Raw genomic sequence first — 22936 nt, 5'->3', positions numbered from 1 at the left:
AAAAATATGGAAAAAAATCGAATTCTTTTAATTGATGGAACATATCTCATGTTTAAATCATATTACTCAAATTTTAATAGTAATTTTATTAATAAAACTGATAATCAATTGCAAACAAATGGAATCCATGTTTTTTTTACTTCTTTTTTTTCATTAATTAAAAACTTTGATTTTACCCATTGTTTTATCGCTTTTGATCATGGTTCAAAAACTAAAAGACATGATACCTATCAAGATTACAAAGCAGGAAGAATAAAACAACCCGATGATTTATTTACTCAAATGAATCATGTAAGAGAAATTATTTCTTTAATGCAACTACAAAGTTTAAGTATCGATACAATTGAAGCAGATGATTTAATCGCATCATTAACAGAAAAATTAAAAATCAACCAAAATAATGAAATCTATATTTTCTCTGGGGATCATGATTTACTGCAATTAATTGATAGAAATGTTAATGTTATCTACACTAAAAAAGGTACATCAGGTTATTTAACTAAAAATTTAGATAATTTTTATATACTACATAATTTAAATCCATCACAAATTATAGAATATAAAGGTTTGGCTGGTGATAGCTCTGATAATTTACCCGGAATTGCAGGAATTGGTGAAAAAACTGCTAAAAGTTTATTAAATAAATATGGCACAATTGATAATATTTATTTAAATTTGGACAAACTAACTCCAAAAACTCAAGAAAAATTTTTGAAAAATAAACAAAATGCTTACATGTGTCGTAATTTAGCAATTTTAGATCGTCACATTGATTTAAATATTAATTTAAATGAAATGAAACTTCAATTGCAAATGAATGAAAAACTAAAAGAAAAACTGGAATCTTTGTTTTTAAAAAGATTAGCACTTTTAATTGAAAAAGGTTAAAAAATGAAAAAACAGTATGCAATTATTGGAAATTATGGAGTTGGTAAAAGTTATTTATTAAAAAGAATAGCTTCTTTGGGATATTCGGTTTTAGAAGCGGACATTTTTTTTCGTGAATGCTATAAAAAAAATAATTCTTGTTATTTGGAAATTCAAAAAAAAATGGGAAATGAATTTATAAATGAAAATGAAGTAGACCGCGAAAAACTTCGTAAAAAAATTACAGTCGATAATGATTTTAAAAACAAATTAGAAAAAATTGTTTATCCATTTCTAGAAAAAGAATTAAGTTTATATAAATATGATTTTGTTGAAATTCCTAATGTTTTTTCAAAAAATGCAAATTTTGAACAGTTTTTTACAGAAATATTCGAACTTTTTAATATTGATGAAAAACAAATAGAAAATAATGTTAAAAAAAAGGGAGTAAACAAATTTATTAGTGATTTTAATGCTAATTTAAATCAAAAAATTTTTAAAAAAAATAATGTTAAATTAATTGATGTAAAAAACCTCGAAACAAATGAACAATTAAAAATGTTTTTAAGAAAAACAGTTAATAATTCATAAAAAAATAACTAAAAAATAGAAATTTTGGGTATGTGGAAAACTTTTTTTACATATATATAAGCCTTTAAAATAAGGGATTTGAAACCAAAATTGTGTGGTTAACTATATCTAATAACTAACCAAGGATAGAATAAAAAAATACAAAAAATATTTTCAAGCTTAAATCTATTTTAAAATTAAACTACACAGTTTTGCGAAACTAAAAATCTTAGGAGTTTCAAATGAGAAATAATGAATATTTTTTAGAAAATACAAAATTTATTAATGAAAATGATTTAAAAAATTTTAGAGTTTTTTATACTCCTTTTTTAGGAGCTAATGCCGTTATTTTGTATCAATATTTTATTGATTTATGAAATATTTATCGATCAAATGTTAAAACCTTTAATTTTAATGAAATTAATGTCATGTTAAAACTAGATACCCAACAATTATTAGATGCAAAAGCTAAACTAGAAGCTATTGGGCTAATTAAAACTTATGAAAGCTCTTTTTATAAAAAAACTATCTTTAAATTACAAAAGCCCTTAAACGCAAAAATGATTGCTGAAAATAAATTGTTTTTAGCTAAACTTGCTGAATTTTTACCAATTGAAAAAATTGAACAATTAATCGAAGAAAATTGTTGATATGAAATTGATAAAGATGAATATATTGAAACAACAGCTAAATTTATTGATGTATTTAATGTAAATATTAAAAATATTTTTGCCAATAAAAGTATTAGTAATGAAGAAAAATCATTAATTTCAAAAATGAAATCAACAAATTTAATTGAATTACATTACCAGAAAATTACAGGTCGTAAGATTGCTCCCTCAATTAAAAAAAGAATTGAGAAAATTCTTGAACAAGGATTTTCTCAAGAGGCAGTTAAACATTTTTTAGATTTTTGTTCTAAAGTAAATGGCGGAGATATTAATATTAATTATATTGATAAGATTGCAAAATCGTATTTAGAAAAAGATATTATTAAAGCTGATGATGTTTTAGCTGAATTAAATGAAAGTTGGAATCAAAAAAATAAATCTAAGACTAATTTGAATAAAACTTTATTTGATGATGATGAAATTATCGAAATTTTTAAAAATGAAGTCCCTAATTATCAACTAAAAATTTCTTCTGATGCAAATGAATATGAAGATATTAAAGAAAATGATTTTTCAAGTGATTTTGTCTTGAATTTAATGAAATAGCTTATGTTAGATGCAAAAATAAGACACTCAAAAGAAAAATTAAATGAAATACTTGATAATTATTTTAATGATAAAAGTTCCAAAAACTTAAGTGAATTATTAAAATATTTAACAAAATATAATAATATTCATTCCACTATTGAAAAATGAAAACATAAAATTAATAAAAAATTAATTATTGAAAATTTAGATATTTTCATTGACATGGCATATGAAAATTATGATAATACAAAAAATTTTGGGACTTCTTTTAAAGTAACAGATTCTAATAAAATATTTCGAATTTATGTTGAACCTGTAAATAAACCAGAAAATTATTTTGAAAATAACTTTAGATTGACAGAAATTACTGATTTTGATTTTAATGTAGAAAAACAACGAGTTTATCCTTCAACCGCTTCACTTTTAAATGAAATTTTAAATTATCCACTTTTAGAAAATAATAAAGGAATTTATATTTGAGGAAATAATTCAGAAGGTAAAACATATGTTATGCAGCATTTATCTATAAAATATGCAAAAATGGGTAAAACTGTTGCTTTTATTAATGTTAATGATTTGCAAAAATACTTAATTGATAATTTGAAAAATAATGTTAATAATGACATTATTAAATTTATGCAAGAAGTTGATATTTTAACTTTAGATGACTGAAATTCACATAGAAAATCTGATTGATATGAAAAAATATTAGAAGAAATTGTAAAATATCGAAATAATAAACGAAAAATTACAAATTACACTTCTATTTATGAATATAAAGACATTTTGAATTCTCCAGAACTAAAAAAAGATCACATGAAATTTCGATATTATAAAAATTTTGTTAACTCAATTAAAAAAAATATCCAAATATTTAAAATATATGCAAAATAATTAAAAATAACAACCTTTCAAAGTTGTTATTTTTTTAATCTTATAAATTATTAATATTTAAGTCTCTTCTTTGCTCTTTGATTTTTTTAATTACTGCTTGAGCTATTTTTTTATCTCTTTTTTCTAAAATTTCCTCTAATGTTGCGCCTTTAAATGAAACTAAATGACCGTAACGATCACGACGACCAAAAATTGATGAAATAACAGCGAAAATTCAATAAAAAACAATGGTGATTGCAAATAAAATAGCTGCACCGCCAACATAAAGAGCTAATTCATTCTTTTCTCTAAATGTATTTCATCCACTCATAAAATAATTTTGAATATCACTTCATATTTGGGAAAAACTTGTTGATTCATTTGGATTTCCATAATCTTTCTCAAATTTATCCTTAATTTCATCAAGTAATGTTTTGTAAGTGTTTTGCATTTGTGGTAAGTAATAAAATATAAAAAATAATGCTAAAGCAACAAAAGCTCCAAAAAACAATAATTTTAATATACCTGTAATGTATTTCTTTAAATAAAAATCATCTATTCCAATAAAACCAGAAAAAAATGAAAGAATTATTAGAACTATTTTACTAGATTTGCTTTTAATTTTGATGTTCATAAAATATCCTTTTTTATAATTTTCTTAAACTATTTTAAAGTTTACCTTAATTTAAAAATTTATTTTAATATCCCAATAATTTTATTTGTTTTTCTTCTTTAACTCAATTTTTATTCACTTTAATTTTTATATTCAAAATTATTTTATGATCGAATTGTTCCATTAATTTATAACGAGCTGTTTTACCAATTTTTTTAATCATTGTGCCATTTTTCCCAATTAAAATTCCTTTTTGGGACTCTTTAGCAACATAAATGGTTGCATCAATTTCATATGGTTGATCTTCTGATTCGACAAAAGAATTAATTACAACAGCAATAGAATGCGGTACTTCGTGATCTAAATTATTAATTGCGGCTTCACGAATAACTTCTTTAACTATAAAACTCATTGATTTATCTGTTATTTGATCTTCTTCATAAAAAAGATTGCTTTCATAACTGTATGTCTTGATTTCCTCAATTAAATCAATAACTGTTTGTTTGTATTCATAACTTACCCCTAAAACATTTAAAAATCCTAATTCTTTGAGTTGTGCGGCACGTTTATTTAATATTTCTCTATCAAGTTCTAAATCAACTTTAGTAATGATTGCTAATTTATTTTTAAAATTTTTAATTTTTTCAATAATCATTAAATCTGAATTACCAATATCTTCATTTATTGGAGATAAAAATAAAATTAAATCAACGCCTTCTAAAGAATTAAAAGAATTTTTGTTTAACTTTTCACCAAATTTATTTATAGCTTTGTGAATTCCGGGCGTATCAGTAAAAATTATTTGAAATTCACCATCATTATAAATGCCATTTATTAGATCTCTTGTTGTATGTTTTTTTGATGTTACAATTGAAAGATCATAATCAAGAATATTGTTTAACAAAGTAGATTTTCCTACATTTGGTCTACCAATAATTGAAACAAAACAAGTTTTCATTATTGGATATCCTTACCCAAAATTGAAAATGGGATAAGTTCGTATAAAAAATTAATTCTAAATTCACCTGTACTTTTATATTGAAAAATTTTTGCATCATATTTCATTAATTCTGTCATAACCTGACGACAACTACCACAAGGGGAAAGATAATCATCTTTTTTTCTAGAAATAATATGAATTTCTTTTATAGTTCCGGGTTTTCAACCATAACTTATTGCACCAAATAATGCGCTTCTTTCTGCACATAATCCTGAAGGGTATGCTGCATTTTCGACATTAACCCCATTTCAAGTATTTCCTTCATTATCTACAACAATTGCAGCTACTGCAAAGTTGGAATAAGGTGAATATGAATTTTCCAAAAGTTTTAATAAATTTGAGTACATTTTACCTCCCGATATTCATTTTTTTCATGATTTTGTCAGCTAAATTATTCATTATTTTTTCTTCTTTTTCTGTTTGGTGATCTAAACCATAAAGATGCAATATGCCATGTGTAAATAAATAGCAAAATTCTCTCCGGATTGAATGTTTATACTCTTTTGCTTGATCTTTTACTTTGTTATATGAAATAAAAATCTCTCCCAAGGGAATAGGTTCTACAAATTCTAAAGATTTTCAATTGGAAGGAAAAGATAAAATATCTGTTGTTTTATCTTTATTACGGTAAATTTTTGAAATTTTTTGCATTTCTACATCATCAATTAAAACAAAATCAATGTTGATAAACTTTTTAAATTTCATTAATTTTTGATAATAATCTAAAATCGCTTGAAAATCTTTTAAATATCTAAACTTATAATTTGTATTATTTAAGTAATTTAGGTTATTTTTCACAGTGAAATTATAACATTAAGTAAAATTGTTTATTCCCATTTAAAATTGAGAATAAACAAAAAATATTTTCTAATTCGTATATTTTTTTAAAAAGCATATTTACTTTAAAATTAAATTTCAAAAATAAATATGCTTGAAATGGATAAAACCTTGATTCATATCTTTATAAAAATTAAATTTCTGTAAGTCATGTTCAAATTTTAATTTATAAAATTCATTAGCTGTATTTTCATAATTTAAAAATTTTAAAAATACATTTTCATTTTTAAATGAAATTTCTAATCCTTCTATATTGTTTAAATCTACATTTTTCAAATTAACAACAACAAAATCTTTTTCTAAAGTAAAATCAACTTTTTGGATTAAATTAATTTGATAATTAATTAAAAAATAAATTAATAAACCAAAAATAGAAATAATTAAAAGAAAAAAAATAATAAAATAATTAGAAACTTTAGTCATTGGTAATTTTAAGTTCTTTCTCAGCAAAGAAGTATTTTTGATTATGCGAAACTTCAATAAATAATGCATCTTTTTGAAATTGGATAATCGCTTTTTGCAATAATTTACAACTAGCCAAATCAATATTTTCAAAAGCTTCATCGATTAATATTAATTTATATTTTTTGTTGAAAATTTTTAATAAGGAAATAACTTGCTTTTGACCTGAAGAAAAATTGTTGCCATTATTTTCAATTTCCATATTGAAATTTAAATTTAATTTCTCTAAAATTTTATTCAACTGATATTTTTGATAATTAATCAAAAAACAATGTTGATATTCTATATTGTTTTCAGTTATAAAAGTAAAAATATTAGTATTAATAAAATTTTCATCACTTGAAATGTGAAATATTTCATCTCTTAATTTTTTCCTAGAAAATTTTTTTGAAGAAATATCATTAATTAACATTTTACCTTTTGGATCTAGTTTTTGAGCTAAAACTTGAAGAAATGTACTTTTTCCTTTACCATTATTACCTGTTAAATAAATATTTGAATCAATGATTAAATTATCAAAATGAAAAATATTTAGATTATTATCATAACTAAAATTAAAATTTTGAAAGTCTAATTTCCTTATTTTTTCGTTTAATATTAAAGTATTTTTGTCTTCTTCTTTATCTGAGCTAATAATAAAATCTAAATTTTGATAATTAGATTTTATTATTGGATAATTTAAAATCAAATCTGTGAAAGTTTCTAAGGGGTTAAAATAAAAATTAATAAATGATAAAAATAATAAAATACTACCTACAGAGATCATATTATCAAAATACATCAATACGCCGACAAAAATGATAATTAAAGGACTTAAAATATTTATTAAACCTTTTACTAGAAAATAACAATTATCTAAATGAAAAGTTTTAATTTCTAAATTTTGTTTTTTTGTATAAGTTTTGTAAAAATTATTAACAACAAAAGATTGAAAATTGGAATTTTTGAGTTTATCAATATTTTGAACTAAATCATTGCTATTAGAAAAATGTCTCAATGAAATTTGATAAATTTCTGGATATTTATTCATTAATTTTTTTTGATATAAGAAAGAAATCATAATTAATAAAAAAGAGTTGATAAAAATAATTAAAAAAATTCATCCATTAATTCAAACAATCATAATTAAACTAAAGAAGAAAATAATAAATTCAAAAAAAATTGTATAAGTAAAATTAGCTATAAAATTCGCTACATTTTCTATCAACATAATTCTTTTTAAATGATCTTGTTTTTGCACTTTGTTAATTTGATGATTACTAATACTTTTTAATGAATCTAGATAAACATCAAATAATTTTTTTTCAATTTTTAAATTTAAATTTTTTAGGAAATAACTTTTTAAAAAATTAGATAATGCTTGCAATAAAACTACTACCAAAAATATACTAAAAATTTCAAACAGTAACCTACTGGAATGTTGTGGAATAACTAAATCAAAAATTATTCTCATATAAAAAGAACTAAAAATACGTAAAAATATATTTATAAAATTAATAACAATAATCAAAAAAGAAAATTTTAAAGATAAATTACTTAAAATAATTACAAAAAAATTTAGTTTTTTAATTTTTGGTTTAAATTGGGCATTTTTTTCAGCTACTAAAATTACATTTAAAAACATATTTGTAAAATCTTCACTTTTGATTTTTTTCTTCCCAGTAACTGGATCCAAAATATAAAAAAATTTTGAAGTAATTTTATAAACAATGACATAGTGATTTGAACTTTGTATATTAGTTAAAGCAATTATAGGTTGATCTAAATTTAAGTTTTTTAAAGCTTCAAAATTACCTTTGAAGCTATTCAAACTAAATCCACAATTCAAAGCTAATTTTTCTAAATTAGATATGCTAATTCCGTTATTACTATAAAATGCCATTTTTTTAATTTCATTAACATTGATATTTTGATGAAAAAAGAACTCATAAAATCATTGAATTACTGCAATGCCACAATCTTTGATGTCACTTTGTTTTTTAATTGTCATATTTATAAATGTAAAAAAATGTATAAAAGCAAAAAAAGTAAAAAACTGTAATTTATTTTTACAGTTTTTATTTTTATCTTTGTCAGTTTTTCTATTTCTTTTTGTGACGTAATAAAGTTGAATTAAAATTTATATTTTCTAAATCCGGGAAAATTAAAATAGTTTCTAAATTATTATTAATTTTTTTATTACCTGCTGCTAATTCTAATTCATAATTAAAATCAATGTCATTGCGAGCTGAACGAATTAAATGAGTTACATCTAAATCTCTAGCTAATTCAGCTGTTAATTGATTTTTATTTACAAGAATTTGAACATTATCAAAATTCTTTAATAGTTTTTCAGCATTTTTTTCACGTTCATCAAAATTATCATTATGGTCTTTATCTGGATTAATAGTAATAATTACATAAATAAAATCAAAAATAGTTGAAGCTTTTTTGATGATGCTTACATGACCTTGATGCATCGGATCAAATGATCCAGCAAAGATTGCTCTTTTAATTGCCATTATTTATTTTCTGACAATTTTAAAGCATCTTTAGCAATCATCAATTCTTCATTTGTTCTAATTACATAAACAGGAATTTCAGAATCTGGAGTAGAAATTAAATGATATGGTCCAATATCTTTAGGACTTAAATTATTTTGAGAAAGATCTAATTTAATATTTTTAAAATGTAATTTTTCAATAATTCTTTTTCTTGCTGATGAACTATTTTCACCAATACCTGCTGTAAAAACAATTGCATCTACTTCAGGGCCGATTTTATTAATATAAGAAACTAAATAATCAACAATTGTTTTTGCAAAAAGATCTAAAGCAAATTCTGCTTTTTGATTTCCACTTTTAGCTTCAGCAATTAAATCACGCATATCTGAGGAAACTCCTGAAACTCCTAAAAGTCCTGATTTTTTATTTAAAATATTAGTAAATTCTTCTACGGTTAAATTTTCTTCTTTCATAATAAATTCATGAATAGAAGGATCAATATCTCCACTTCTTGTTCCCATCATTACACCTGCCAAAGGAGTAAATCCCATAGTAGTATCTAAAGATTTAGAATCCTTTATTGCACAAAGCGAAGAACCATTTCCTAAATGAAGATTAACAAAATTAACTTTGTCTTTTTGCAAGATTTCTTCTAATTTTTTAGTAATAAAATGATGTGATGTTCCATGAAATCCATATTTTTTGATTCCGTGTTTTTCACTTAATTCAAAATTAATAGGATAAATATTATTAACTTGTGGAATTGTTGCATGGAAAGCTGTATCAAAGTTAGCAGAAAATTTAGCATTTGGCAACAGTTCTCCAAAAGCGCGAATTGCTGCTGCTGCAGGAGGATTGTGTAGAGGCGCAAATTTTGAACATTCATCAATTAATTCAATTGCTTTTTGGTCGATTCTAATTGCTTCTGAAAAATATTTTCCACCATGAACTACCCTAAAACCAACAAGTTCAATTTCTTCGATTGATTTAATTACACCGTTTTCTTTTCAAAAAATTAAAATTTCTTTAACAGCATCTGAATGGTTTTTTAAATTCACTTGTTTTTCTTTTTTATCATTATTGAATGAAAGACCTAAAACACCATCGATGCCAATTCTTTCGGCAATTCCGTTTGCAATTTGATTTAAATCAGTTTTATTAAATAGAGCTCATTTCATCGAAGAAGAACCAGCATTTATAACTAAAATTTTTTCCATAAATTATTTTTGTCCTTTTGTTTGTAAAGTAGTAATTAAAACTGTTCCATAAACATCATTTACAGTTGCACCACGTGATAAATCATTTACAGGTTTGTTAATTCCTGTAATAATTGGACCAATCGCCTCATAATCACCAAGTCTTTGGGCGATTTTATATCCAATATTGCCTGAATTTAAATCAGGGAATATAAGCACATTTGCCACTTCTGCAAAACTATTTTTTTTGTATTTACTTTTTCTTACTTCTAAATCTAAGGCTGCATCAAATTGCACTTCACCAATTGCTGGATTTTGAGGTGCTTTCTCGTTATAAAGTCTTGTAGCTTCTACAACTTTTTTAGTTTCATCACTTATAGCTGAACCGTCTGTAGAAAAAGATAAAAAAGCAACTTTAGGATCTAGTTCTAAACTTTTTGCAAAATCAGCTGCATTTAAACCAATTTCATGAAGTTGGATTTCATTTGGATTAATATTTACAGAAATATCGCTAAAAATTAAAGATTTTGAGCCTTTAGCCATAACAATTGCAGATGAAATTGTTTTAATTCCAGGCTTTGCGCCAATAATTTTGAATGCTGCTCTTAAAATATCTCCAGTTGTATAAAGTAGACCACCTACAACTCCATCAACTAGCTGTTGCTGTAATAACATCATTGCATAAAATGGTCTTGTTTCCATTGCTTTTGTTGCAGCTTCTTCAGTTTCTTTACCTTTTCTTAATTCAAAAAATTTTTGTGCAAATTCTTTTTGTTGCTTTTTTTCCATTACAATCGTAGTTACACCTTCAACTACTTCAAATTTTTCTAATAATAAGACAGGTTCAACAAGCCCTGTTTTTTTCAATAATTTTGCTGCTTCTTGAGCGCGCTTATCATCACCATCAATTAAAAGAATTTTTTTAATTCCTTCTTTTTGATTTAGAATAGCTACATTTTGCTCAAGGCTTTGAATAAAACTCATGATTTCTCCTCATTTTTTAAATATAATAATTTAAAAATCTTGCTCTTAGTTTTTTAAATCTACTAAAAACATAGTTTAAATTATAATTAAAAGCACTTAAAAAATCTTAAAAATATCAAAAAATATTTTTTAGTTATTTAAGATTTTTTCTGTGGTTTTGAATGAAATTTTAGCTACTTCAACCAACTTTTCTTTTCCGTGGATTTTCACAAATTCTTTTCCAAAATCATCAACAATACTAGAAGCACCAAGAGGAAAATTGATGTTTCATTTTTTGTTTTGCTTTTTCATATATTCTAGTAATGTTGCTCGTGCAATAATTGCAGCTGCAGCAACTGCTAAATAAGTATTTTCTGCTTTTGTTTCTAATATTAATTTTGCTTGAAGGGGCAGAAAGTTTTTTTGGGATTCACCAATAATTCTTTGATAGTATTTGTTAATACTTTTTTCTGTAGAAAATTGATCAATGATTATAAAATCAACTACATGTTTTTTTTCTAAAGTATTAATGTTTTTTAAATGAATTAACATTTTAATTTCATTAGCATTGTATTTTTTTTCTAATTTATTATACAGTTGCTGTTTAAAAATAGTGGTTTCAAAAACTACTATTTCAGTTAATTGCTGAGCTAATTCTAAAATTCTAGTTTCAGTTAATGTTTTAGAATCACGTAAATTTAAAGCTTGTACTTTAGCATAATTTTCGGGTTTTAAATAGACTGCACAAGCTACCAAAGGAGTAAAATAATCTCCCACTCCTGTTTCATCGGCACCTATAATTTTTAATTGATCTATTTTATTTAACATAATTTATGTAATTTCTGGCGCTAAGTCTTTAGCTCTTTGCAATCTTAGTTTTTTAGAATTTTTAATATGTTTTTCGGGATTTTTTAAAAATTGCTTAATATAATAACCGACCCCACCTTCTTTGTTACTTTTTCTCAAAACAACAGTGGCATATTTTTGTACTCGCTTATCACTGTTTTTCATAGCAACAGCTACATTACTTACTTGAAACATGGAAACATCATTAAATCCATCACCGAAAGTTATTGTATGATCCATTTCAATGTCATAATAACGCATTAATAGTGGTAATGTTTTTCCTTTACTAATTCCCAGTGAAGTGATATCAAAAACAGGAGGTAATCCATCGCCTTTTGATCAAGAAGAAAATTCTCCTAAATCACCATATCTTCTTTCTAAATATTTTTTTAATTCATAAGAATCAACACCTTCTTTGATGTCAAAAACTACTCCTGTTGGTTGTAACGGTATTTTAGCAAAATTTAAACCAATGCTTTTTTTCTCAATCTCATCAAAGCCGAAGATTTTTTCTAATAAAGGATCGCTATGTTGAAGTTGGACTCAACCGGGACCTTCAATGGCAATATTATTAATGTATTTTTTTAAGTGTTTATCACCTAAAATATACAACATCTCATTTAAATTTAAATAAGCAATTTTGGGAATAAAAAATTCATCAGAAGGATTGTGAATGTGAGCACCATTGTAATTTCCAATTACAGTTTTTAAACCTAATTCTTCATATGCTTTTTTTGAACTTCTTCAAGGTCTTCCTGTAATAATACAAACAATATGCCCTTGTTCTTGAGCTAATTTAACTCCTTCAATAGTTTCGGGATGAATAGTACTTATAGCTGAATCAGAAAGTGTAGTTCCATCTAAATCAATTACAAATAAATATTTTGGTTTTTTATTTTTTAGTTCTTTCTTAGCCATAATTCTCCTTTAATATTTGACTTTAAAATTATAGTTTAAAAAAAGCGCATTCACTTGATAAAACTGGAAATTTCTTTTTGCAAAAAAAAAAAAAAAAAACAAACTTAAAAGTTTGTTTGGTCATTTAAAATGAAATGGTGGGAACGAATGGGATCGAACCATCGACCTCACGATTATCAGTCGTGTGCTCTAACCAGCTGAGCTACGCTCCCATAAAACAACATTTAAATCACTTTAACTGTTGTTTAGTTATACTATTATATAATAAAGAATTATTCTTCAAACAATTATTAACGTTTTGAGAATTGTCTTGCTCTACGAGCTTTTCTAAGTCCGAATTTTTTACGTTCTTTAATTCTTGAATCACGACTTAACATTTTTGCTTCTTTTAATTTTGCTCTGTAATCTCCAGAAGCTTCTAAAAGAGCTCTTGCAATTCCTAAACGAATTGCTCCAGCTTGACCTGAAAGTCCTCCACCTTTTGAGTTTACTTTAATATCTCATTGATTCATTGTTTCTGTAATTTCAAGTGGTTGTAAAGCATCTTTAATTAATAAATCAGACATTAAATAATCATTAGCAATTCTTTTGTTAATGGTAAATTGACCATTACCAGGAGTTAAAATAACTCTAGCTACAGAAGATTTTCTTCTTCCTAAACCACGATACATAACTTCAGTCATTATTTAATCACCTCAATTTTTTCAGGTTTTTGTGCTTGTTGAGCATGCTCTGAACCTGCGTATATATATAAATTAGTGAACTGTTTTCTACCTAATTTTGTATGTGGTAACATTCCTTTGATTGCTTTTTCTAAAAGCATAGTTGGTTTTTTAGCTCTTAGGTTTCTTGCATTAATTGCTTTTAATCCACCTGGATAGCCAGAATGTGAATAGTACATCTTATCGTCTTCTTTTTTAGCGGTTAAAACAACTTTTTCTGCATTGATAATAACAATATTATCTCCCATGTCAACATTTGGGGTAAAAGTAGGTTTATTTTTACCTCTTAACATTGATGCTGCTAAAGTTGCAACTGCACCTAAAACTTGATTTTCAGCATCAATAAGATATCACTTCTTATTAACTTCTTGATGCTTAACAATAGTAGTTTGCCTCATCTAGAGTTTGTCCTTCCTCAATTTTATCTGAATTTATTTTGTCTTAAATTTTATTAATGTAACAGGGCTTTTTTTATTTAAATTGAAATAAATGCTTATGAATTATAGCACTTTTTTAAATTTTGAATAGTAAAAAAATTATCTTTTTAATTTAAATTTTCAATTTAGCTTTTGAGCATCCATTTTATAAACAGCTTTTCAGAAAAATGCAAATGCTGTAGTTATTAATGTTGCTATTACAAACATAAAAATATCTAAAATAATTACCACAGCTAAATTACCACCTTTATAAAATAAAGGATTGGTAAAATTCAAAAAGCTATAAATTACCGCAGGTTTTGCTGCTGTAGTTGTTGCTTTTGAAATAAAGAATAATACTAATCCAAAAGCAAAGTAAGCTAGAACATATAATGAAGCATAAGAAATACTTTTTCATTTTACGATAATATTTTTTCTTACTAAGAACATAACTACAAAACCAATAATGGGATTAATGGCATGTACTAAAACAGATAAAAAAGATTTAAAAGGTGCTGTAACTCATTGGTCAGCTCTTCTTCAAGAAATTAATGCTCAATAAATAATGAAGGTTATAGTGATTAAAACATTCGCAATAAATAGCAAGTCAAATTGTCATCTTGATTTTTGATGCATTTTTGCACCTACAAGCACAATTGTAATACCTAGAAAAATATTAGTTTGATTTGTGAATTTAAATAATGGTGAAGCGTTTAAAAATATTTCATCCATATGGACATAATTTCTAGATGCATCAACTGATTCAGCTTTAAAAGTTGACATCTCATAAATTAGTGTAAATACTGCAGTTATTAACACGACAATACCTAATGATAAAATGATATTTGCTAGCTTATTTTCACCCAGTTTTTCAATAATATCTTTTGTTTTCATGTGAGAAAGTATAACATATTTTAAAATATTGCCAAAATTAGCAAGTTATAAACTGCATTTGGCAACTATAAAAAAGAAAAAAACTTAAGAATCAATCTTAAGTTTTTTAATCAGAAATTAGTATAAATCTTCGTTTATTTCCTCTGTTACAGTTTTTTCAACTTCAAAAAATGAAGCAGGATCTTTAATATCAAATTTTGATTTAGGTTCAAAATTTGAATTTGTTCCAGCAGGAATTTTGTGTCCTAAAATAATATTTTCCTTTAAACCTTCCAAATTATCTACTTGGTTAGAAATTGAAGCATGCACTAATATTTTTGAAGTTTCTTGGTAAGAAGCAGCAGCTAAGAATGAATCTGATAATAAAGGAATTTGTTTTGCACCTTTAATTACAATTGATCCAAATGCTGGTTTTTTACCTTGAGCTAATAATTTCCCGTTAATTTCTTGGTATTCTAAAATATCAACAATTGATCCTTCAAATAGATCAGAATCTCCAGGAATAGAAATTAATATTTTTGAAAGCATCTGATGAATAACAATTTCAATGTATTTATCACTAATAGAAATTCCTTGCATTCTATAAATTCTCTGAATTTCTTTTAATAAATAATTTTGCACAGCATAAGCATCAGCGTGTTTTAATAATTCTTTTAAAATAATTGGACCTTCAACAATTTTTTGTCCAGGAACAACTTTATCTCCAGGTTTAACTCTGTATTTTCTTGTTCCTGCAACGTGTACTGCTTTTCTTTGACCTGTATCTGTTTGGATTCATACAAGTGATTGGTTTAGTTCATTACCTTCAGCATCACGCTTTTCTTCAATTTCAGTTACTTCACCATGTCATTCAGAAATGATAGCAGGTTTACCTCATGGATTATCATGGGCGTCAATTAATTCAATTAACCGCGTAAATCCACCGGTAATATCTTCAACCCCAGCAACCCCTCCAGTATGGAAGGTACGCATAGTTAGCTGTGTACCAGGTTCACCAATTGATTGAGCTGCAATAATACCAACAGCTTCACCAATTGATACTAAACGATTTGTAGCAAGATCTTTCCCATAACAGATTTTACATACACCATTTCTTGTATTACATCCTAAAATTGAACGAATTTCAATTTCTTTAAATCCTTTTGCAATAATTAAATCTGCTAATTGCGGAGTAATTAAAGTATTTCTTGCAACTATTAATTCACCGTTTTCATCATGTAAAGCAACATTTGTAAATCTTCCTTCAATTCTTTCTCATAAAGGAACGATAATTTGCCCAGTTTTTGTATCAATGATGTCTTTAACTATAAAACCAAAATCAGAACCACAATCTTGATTACGTACAACAATATTTTGAGAAACGTCAACTAAACGACGAGTTAAGTAACCAGAAATGGCGGTGTTAAGTGCTGTATCAGTTAGCCCTTTCCGTGCTCCATGGGTTGATGAATAAAATTCATAAGCTGTTAGACCTTCAAGGAATGAAGATTTAACAGGAACTTCAACAATTGAACGAACAATTCTTTCGTTATTAGCATCACTTTTGGTAGCTTGAGTGTTGTTAGCCATCAGTCCACGCATACCAGCTAATTGTACGAAGTTAGAAATATTTCCACGAGCTCCTGATTTCATCATCATAAAAATGGGATTATCTGGTTCTTCTGAAGTAACTTTATCTAATTCTTTTTCAACTCTTTGTTTTAAACCTGCTCATTTTTCAATTGAAAGTTTATATCTTTCATCATCAGTAACAAGTCCATGTGCAAAAAGCTTTTTCAGCTTTTCAATATATTCTTCACCTTCTTCAATAATTTTATTTTTATTTGGTGATAATTTAATGTCAAAAATTGACATTGTAATTCCTGATTTAGTTGAATACTTAAATCCTAAATCTTTAATTTTATCTAACACTTCAGCTACTGCATTAGTATATCTAAATCAAACTTTTTCAAGCAGTTCAGTTCTTTCTGCTGCTTCAAAAGTTCTTTCAATATTTTGATTTTCTAACAGAATTCTTCTGTTGATTTTTTCAAATTCTTCTTTAGTAAATTTAGATAATAATTTAGCTTCTTTGTGGGAAATTTTTTCGCCTTTATAGTTATCTAATTTACTGTATTCTAAAGTTGTGTTATGGAAGTTTGAAGAGTTGACAATTTTAATTACTTTTACCACATCTTCCATTGCTAAAGTTGGAACATATGCATAATAAACTTGAGAAACTAATTTAGCGATGTGTTTTTTACCTAATGGTTCATTAATTGGTAAATTTTGAATAAATTCAACAATGTTAGTACCAGGTTCTACTGTATATTTTGCTTCAGATTTTGCAAAATTAAATAGTAAATTATCTACCTCATTATCAAATACAAATGGAAAATTATCGGGGAAAATTTGGTTTAATATAAATTTTCCTACTGTAGAAATAGCATAATATTTATCTCTGTTTGTATTATGAACTTCTTGTTTTACTTTTTTATAAGGTAAGGCAACTCTGGCATGTAATTCGACATGACCATATTCATAAGCACGCATTAAATTACTGAATGAAGAATAAATTTTTCCTTCACCTTTTGCGCCTTGTTTTTCTTTAGTTAAATAGTAAATTCCTAAAATCATATCCTGTGAAGGATTAGTAATAGGTTCTCCATCTTTTGGACCTAAAATATTTTTGTTTGCAAACATTAATTCACGTGCTTCACGAACTGCTTCATCACTAACAGGCACATGCACAGCCATCTGATCACCATCAAAGTCAGCATTAAAAGCTGTAGTTACAAGTGGGTGTAATTTAATCGCTTTACCACGTACTAAAACTGGCTCAAAAGCTTGAATTGATAAACGGTGCAATGTTGGAGCACGGTTTAATAATACTGGTCTTCCTTGAATAACATCAGCTACATGCGGTCAAATTTTGTTATCTAATTCCTCAATCATTTTTTTAGCTGATTTAATTGATGGAGCAATTTCTTTTTCTAATAAACGACGAATAATTCAAGGTTCAAATAATTTAGCAGCCATTTCCCGCGGAATACCTACTTGATACATTTTTAATTCTGGGCCTACAACAATAACACTACGCCCTGAATAATCAACCCTTTTTCCAAGTAAGTTTTGTCTAAATCTTCCTTTTTTTCCAACTAAAGCATCTGAAATTGATTTTAAAGGACGATTATCTTTTGAGGCAATTGGAGAAGGTGTCTTTCTTTGATTATCAATTAAAGCATCAACAGCTTCTTGAATCATTCTTAATTCATTTTGAATGATTAACATTGGTGCTTCTTGTTCTTGTCATTTTTTTAGACGGTTATTTCTAATAATAATTCTACGATAAAGTTCATTTATATCACTGGTTGAGTGTCTTCCACCATCTAACTGAATTAAAGGACGTAAATCTGCCGGAATAACAGGTAGATAAGTGATTAACATTGATTTGGGATCTTGTCCTGAGTTAATAAAAGAATTAATAACTTGTAATCTTTTATACAACTTATCACGTTCTTGACGTTTAGAGTTAGTCACTTTTTCTTCTGTATTATCTAAAGCATTAATTTTATTAATTTGTTCTTTAACATTTTGCTGTTCTTTTTCAAGATCAATATTTTCTAATAAATATTCAATTGCCTTTGATCCAGTGTTGATTCTAGCATCTGAATATTCTTCGATAATTTCATTTAATTCGTAAAAATCAACACCATAATCTTTTCCCATTTTTGAACGAGCTCTTTCATCTAAGTCATTTAGAGCTTCTTTTAGTTCTTCATAGTCTTCTGAACCTGGTTCATAATTTTGTTGAATTTCTTTTAATGCTTCAAAATAAATTACAGCAGCATCGGAAATCTCAATAATCTTGTTTTTAGGTAATGATTTTAGTCCACCTGATTCTAAAACAATGTGACTTTTGTAGTAAATTAAAGATTCAATGGCAGTTCTTGTAATAACTTGACTTGTGCCTTCAACTTTTAATCCTAATAATTTAGCTAAAATTGAGTGGTCAATTTTAAAATATCAAAAATGAACAACAGGTGCATTTAATTTAATGTGACCCATTCTTGAACGACGTGATATTTTAGGTAAAATTTCTGGTTTTAAAGCTTCACATTGTGCTGTGGCAGTACATAAAATACCTTCGTTAGATTTTTTGTATTTTTTACCACAAACTGGACATTTATGATCGATTGTAGGTCCAAAAATTAATTCATCAAATAAACCATCTTTTTCTGGTTTATATGATTTATAGTTAACAGTTTCTGGTTTAGTAACTTCACCATGTGATCAAGTTTTAATATTTTCACTAGTAGCAAGAGCTAGTGAAATTTTTGAAATTTTGTTTTCATCAATATATGAATATTTTCTTGTTATTTTCATCTACTAAAACTCCTCTTGCACTAATTCTTCTCTGTCTTTTTCATGAATTTCTAGTTTAATACACAATCCTCTTAATTCATAAGCTAGAACACTGAATGATTCTGGCATTCCCCGACGTGGCATTTCTCCACCTTGAGCTAGTACATTGTATAGACGGTTACGCCCTTCGATATTATCTGATTTGTAAGTTAGTAACTCTTGTAAAATATTTGAAGCTCCATAAGACTCAATCGCTCATGTTTCCATTTCTCCAAATCTTTGTCCACCATTTTGAGATTTTCCTCCTAATGGTTGTTGCGTAATTAGTGAGTAAGGACCTACACTCCGTGCATGAACCTTATCATCAACCATGTGATACAGTTTTAACATGTACATCACACCAACAGATACTTCATTGTCAAAATGATCACCTGTGATTCCATCAATTAATGTTACTTTTCCATTTTTAGGTAAACCAGTTTCTTCTAATAATTCTTGAATTTGATCATATTTTACTCCGTCAAAGACAGGAGAAACAAATTTTACATCTAAAGTTTTAGCGGCCATACCTAAGTGTAATTCAAGCACTTGACCAACATTCATCCGTGAGGGAACACCTTGGGGATTAAGTAAAATATCAATTGGTGTTCCATCTTCTAAGTGTGGCATGTCTTCAACTGGAAGCACTAGAGAAATAACCCCTTTATTTCCGTGGCGTCCTGCCATTTTATCTCCGACTTTAATTTTTCTCTTTTGAGCAATGAAAACTTTGATAATTTTTTCAATTCCATCTTCTAAATTATCTCCGGCATCACGAGAAAGAATTTGCACATCAATAACAGTTCCACCATGTCCATGTTTTACCTTTAGTGATGTGTCTTTTCTATTAGAAATTTTTTGAGAAAAAATTGCATTCATCAATTTTTCTTCAGGTGTTAAATTATCTTCCACTTTAGGTGAAGTTCTACCTACTAGCACATCTCCTGCAGAAACCTCAGAACCAACAGTAACAATCCCGTTAGCATCTAAAGAACGTTTAGCATAATTTGAAACATTAGGAATATCAGCTGTTAAAATATCATCTCCAGCTTTTGAGTTTCTAAATGGGATAGTTTGTTCTTCGATATGAATTGAGGTAAAGGCATCATTTTTTACTAATTTTTCAGAAATGATAATGGCATCCTCATAGTTATAACCATTTCAGGTTGTGAAAGCTACAAGCACATTTTTACCTAAAGCTAATTCTCCCTTATCAGAAGAAGGACCATCAACGATTAAATCACCAGCTTTAACTTTATCACCAATTTTGACAATTGGACGCTGTGAAATTAGTGTTCCTTGATTTGATTTTTCAAATAATCTTAAATTGTAAGTTTTGGTTGCACCTTCAGCATCTTTAATTTTAATTTTTTCGGAATCAACAAATACAACTTCACCATCAACTTTAGCTACTAAGTTAGTAGTTGCATATTTAGCAATATCAGCTTCCGAACCGGTAGCAACTAAAGGAGCTTCTGCTTTTAGTAAAGGCACAGCTTGACGTTGCATGTTAGATCCCATCAATGCCCGGTTAGCATCGTCATTTTCTAAAAAGGGGATAGCGGAAGCTGCAATTGATGTCATTTCTTTTGATGAAACATCAATGTAATCAATATCTTTTGGTTCAACAATTAAATAATTATGATTTTTTCTTACGGTTACATTTTCTTCAATAATTCGATTTTTGCTGTCAATTTCTACAGTTGATTGAGCAAAAGTGTAACCAATTTCCTGAATGGCTGTTAATCATACAACTTTAGAATAATCAACTACACCATTATTAACTTTGAAATAAGGAGCTTGGATGAAACCATATTCATCAATTTTTGAGTAAGAAGCATAATTAAGAATTAGACCAATATTTTGTCCTTCAGGAGTTTCAATTGGACAAATTCTTCCATAGTGAGTAGGGTGCACATCACGAACTTCAAATTGAGCAGTTTCACGGTTAAGACCACCAGGACCTAAAGATGTAATTCTTCTTTTATTAGCAATTTCTGAAAGTGGATTATATTGATCCATAAATTGTGAAAGTTTTGAAGAGTTAAAGAATGTTTTAAATTGATTATAAACAGGTTTATTGTTTGTAATATTTCTTGGGGTAATTTTGTCAATTTCTTTAATAGACATTCTTTCTTTTGAATTTTTTTCTAATTTGTTAAAAGCAATTTTTAATTGATTTTGTAGCAATTCACCAATCCCAATAATTCTCTTATTAATTAATGAATCAGGATCATCTTCTTGACCAATGTTTTCATTTAAATTAAAGTAGTAACCAACAATAGCGACAATATCTGAAATTAATAAATGAGCTTCATCACTTGTAGGATCATTACCAATAATTAAAGTTGGTTCTGATTTTTGTTCCATTGCTTTTTTAGAAGGTCAAATTTTAACAGAAATAATATTAATTCTTTTAGCTAATTCAGGATTAATTTCAATTTGTTTTCCATAAACTGAAGGAGAAATTCCAGGAATAGGATAAGAAGCTAAAGTTCCATTATTAAAATATTCTTGTATTTCTTTTGCCATTTGGGCAGTAATATGAGTTCCTGTTTTAAACAGTACTTTATTTGAGTTTGCATCAACTAAATCTTCAGCTAAAAATCTTCCTTCAATTCTTTGAATTAAGTTTAATTTTCTATTAATCATGTATCTACCAGTTTTTGATAGATTGTAACGACGTTCATTAAATAAAGTTACAGGAATTAAGTTTTCAACAGCTTCATCAGTCAGACGATCACCTTTACGAATAATTCGATAAATTGCTTTTTGACACTCACGCATATCAGCATTTTTATCTTTCTTTAAGGTTTCATTTAAAACACGTGAATTACCAAATAATGCATTAATTGTTCCATCTTCTTTTGATAAACCTAAAGCTCTCAAAAATGTAGAAAGTAAAATGTTTTTATTTTTGTCAATTCTTACTTTAATAGTATCAATTGAATTACCTGTAACTCTGTGATAAATTTCAACTCATGAACCTAATTGCGGTAAAATTTCCACTTTGTTAAATAAGTCATCAGCTTGCTTATTACGAACATTTCTTCCATAATAAACTCCTGATGATCTGATTAACTGCGAAACAATAACTTTTTCACTACCATTAATAATGAAAGTTCCCGCTGATGTCATTAAAGGAATTTCTCCATATAAAACTTCTTGAGATTCGCTAATCTCTGATGTTTCAACATTTAATTTTCTCAAATGAGCATAAACCTTACATGAATATGATTCACCTTTTTGTTTTGCAGCTTTAATAGCTTCAAATTCATTTTTTGGCTTTTCAATTCTAATTTTTTTATTTCTGATATATTGAATTTCCACTTTTCCATTATTTGATTTAATTGGATAAAATTGATTAAGTGCTTCATCAATTCCTTTTTCAATGAAATAGTTAAAAGATTCTCTTTGAGAAGTTAAGTAATCAGGAGTTTCAAAAACGTTTTTACTTTTTGAATAGTCTCTCCTTAAAGTAATAGGTCCAAATTTTTTTAATTCAAATTTTTGTTTACCCATATTTTCTCCTTTAAGTAGGTTAAAATTGAATCTTATTTTTTAGAAAACATAAAAAAAGAAAAAAGCTAAATAAACTAGCTTTAAATAACCTTTCTCTCTTTTTGTATTTTAAGTAATATATTCATTCAATTTATATAAATAGCATACAGAATTTTAACAAAAAAATATTTTT

Annotated in this window: 20 protein-coding genes and 1 tRNA gene; 4 read left to right on the top strand and 17 right to left on the bottom strand. The window is 26.5% G+C overall.

Features of this window, described 5'->3' with window-relative positions; all coding sequences use genetic code 4:
• Positions 1-6: 6 nt before the first annotated feature.
• The 4 genes from NV226_RS01375 to NV226_RS01360 all read left to right on the top strand — a co-directional run bounded on the left by NV226_RS01375 (position 7) and on the right by NV226_RS01360 (position 3530).
• A complete protein-coding gene (locus NV226_RS01375) occupies positions 7-888 on the top strand; it encodes a 5'-3' exonuclease (protein WP_258211113.1) in 882 nt (293 codons plus the stop codon).
• Positions 889-891: 3 nt separating this feature from the next.
• Positions 892-1458, top strand: a complete 567-nt coding sequence (coaE, locus tag NV226_RS01370; protein WP_258211112.1) for a dephospho-CoA kinase — start codon at positions 892-894, stop codon at positions 1456-1458.
• A gap of 221 nt (positions 1459-1679) precedes the next feature.
• Positions 1680-2654: a DnaD domain protein gene (locus NV226_RS01365; protein WP_258211111.1), complete on the top strand. Its 975-nt coding sequence runs from the start codon at positions 1680-1682 to the stop codon at positions 2652-2654.
• A gap of 3 nt (positions 2655-2657) precedes the next feature.
• The gene (locus NV226_RS01360) at positions 2658-3530 is read left to right on the top strand and encodes a DnaA ATPase domain-containing protein (RefSeq protein ID WP_258211110.1); all 873 of its coding nucleotides are present in this window, start codon (positions 2658-2660) and stop codon (positions 3528-3530) included.
• Positions 3531-3570: 40 nt separating this feature from the next.
• Here the strand turns inward: NV226_RS01360 and NV226_RS01355 are convergent, their stop codons facing one another.
• From NV226_RS01355 to rpoB, 17 genes are all read right to left on the bottom strand, one after another.
• A complete protein-coding gene (locus tag NV226_RS01355) occupies positions 3571-4143 on the bottom strand; it encodes a TM2 domain-containing protein (protein WP_258211109.1) in 573 nt (190 codons plus the stop codon).
• A gap of 64 nt (positions 4144-4207) precedes the next feature.
• On the bottom strand, positions 4208-5080 hold the full coding sequence (era, locus tag NV226_RS01350; protein ID WP_258211108.1) for a GTPase Era: 873 nt from the start codon (positions 5078-5080) through the stop codon (positions 4208-4210).
• Positions 5080-5469 carry a cytidine deaminase gene (gene cdd / locus NV226_RS01345; RefSeq protein WP_258211107.1) on the bottom strand — a complete coding sequence of 130 codons (390 nt, stop codon included), beginning with the start codon at positions 5467-5469 and terminating at the stop codon, positions 5080-5082. The genes era and cdd overlap by 1 nt, the downstream gene beginning before the upstream one ends.
• 1 nt (position 5470) lies before the next feature.
• Complete coding sequence (gene ybeY / locus NV226_RS01340; protein WP_258211106.1) at positions 5471-5920, bottom strand: rRNA maturation RNase YbeY; 450 nt, start codon at positions 5918-5920, stop codon at positions 5471-5473.
• Between the two features lie 99 nt (positions 5921-6019).
• Positions 6020-6382 carry a hypothetical protein gene (locus tag NV226_RS01335; RefSeq protein ID WP_258211105.1) on the bottom strand — a complete coding sequence of 121 codons (363 nt, stop codon included), beginning with the start codon at positions 6380-6382 and terminating at the stop codon, positions 6020-6022.
• Positions 6375-8411, bottom strand: coding sequence for an Mbov_0121 family peptidase domain-containing ABC transporter (locus tag NV226_RS01330; RefSeq protein ID WP_258211104.1), 2037 nt, complete (start codon positions 8409-8411; stop codon positions 6375-6377). The genes NV226_RS01335 and NV226_RS01330 overlap by 8 nt, the downstream gene beginning before the upstream one ends.
• 91 nt (positions 8412-8502) lie before the next feature.
• Positions 8503-8922, bottom strand: a complete 420-nt coding sequence (gene coaD / locus NV226_RS01325) for a pantetheine-phosphate adenylyltransferase (RefSeq protein ID WP_258211103.1) — start codon at positions 8920-8922, stop codon at positions 8503-8505.
• The gene (locus tag NV226_RS01320; RefSeq protein WP_258211102.1) at positions 8922-10121 is read right to left on the bottom strand and encodes an acetate/propionate family kinase; all 1200 of its coding nucleotides are present in this window, start codon (positions 10119-10121) and stop codon (positions 8922-8924) included. The genes coaD and NV226_RS01320 overlap by 1 nt, the downstream gene beginning before the upstream one ends.
• Before the next feature lie 3 nt (positions 10122-10124).
• A complete protein-coding gene (locus NV226_RS01315) occupies positions 10125-11084 on the bottom strand; it encodes a phosphate acetyltransferase (RefSeq protein ID WP_258211101.1) in 960 nt (319 codons plus the stop codon).
• Positions 11085-11213: 129 nt separating this feature from the next.
• Entirely contained in the window at positions 11214-11891 is a 678-nt protein-coding gene (locus NV226_RS01310) for a ribonuclease HIII (RefSeq protein WP_258211100.1), read from the bottom strand.
• A gap of 3 nt (positions 11892-11894) precedes the next feature.
• Entirely contained in the window at positions 11895-12827 is a 933-nt protein-coding gene (locus NV226_RS01305) for a Cof-type HAD-IIB family hydrolase (RefSeq protein ID WP_258211099.1), read from the bottom strand.
• A gap of 135 nt (positions 12828-12962) precedes the next feature.
• Positions 12963-13039, bottom strand: a tRNA-Ile gene (locus tag NV226_RS01300).
• Between the two features lie 78 nt (positions 13040-13117).
• Positions 13118-13510 (bottom strand): 30S ribosomal protein S9, encoded by a 393-nt coding sequence (rpsI, locus tag NV226_RS01295; protein ID WP_258211098.1) that lies wholly within the window; start codon positions 13508-13510, stop codon positions 13118-13120.
• Complete coding sequence (gene rplM / locus NV226_RS01290) at positions 13510-13947, bottom strand: 50S ribosomal protein L13 (protein WP_258211097.1); 438 nt, start codon at positions 13945-13947, stop codon at positions 13510-13512. Before rplM ends, rpsI begins: the two co-directional genes overlap by 1 nt.
• A gap of 138 nt (positions 13948-14085) precedes the next feature.
• On the bottom strand, positions 14086-14859 hold the full coding sequence (locus NV226_RS01285; protein ID WP_258211096.1) for an MAGa3780 family membrane protein: 774 nt from the start codon (positions 14857-14859) through the stop codon (positions 14086-14088).
• Between the two features lie 117 nt (positions 14860-14976).
• The gene (locus NV226_RS01280; protein ID WP_258211095.1) at positions 14977-19224 is read right to left on the bottom strand and encodes a DNA-directed RNA polymerase subunit beta'; all 4248 of its coding nucleotides are present in this window, start codon (positions 19222-19224) and stop codon (positions 14977-14979) included.
• Between the two features lie 3 nt (positions 19225-19227).
• Positions 19228-22764, bottom strand: coding sequence for a DNA-directed RNA polymerase subunit beta (rpoB, locus tag NV226_RS01275; protein ID WP_258211094.1), 3537 nt, complete (start codon positions 22762-22764; stop codon positions 19228-19230).
• Positions 22765-22936: the final 172 nt, after the last annotated feature.

Origin of the sequence: Mycoplasma iguanae (assembly GCF_024722375.1) — a bacterium.
GTDB lineage: Bacteria > Bacillota_I > Bacilli_A > Mycoplasmatales > Metamycoplasmataceae > Mycoplasma_M > Mycoplasma_M iguanae.
This window is presented reverse-complemented; position numbering and strand designations above follow the sequence as displayed.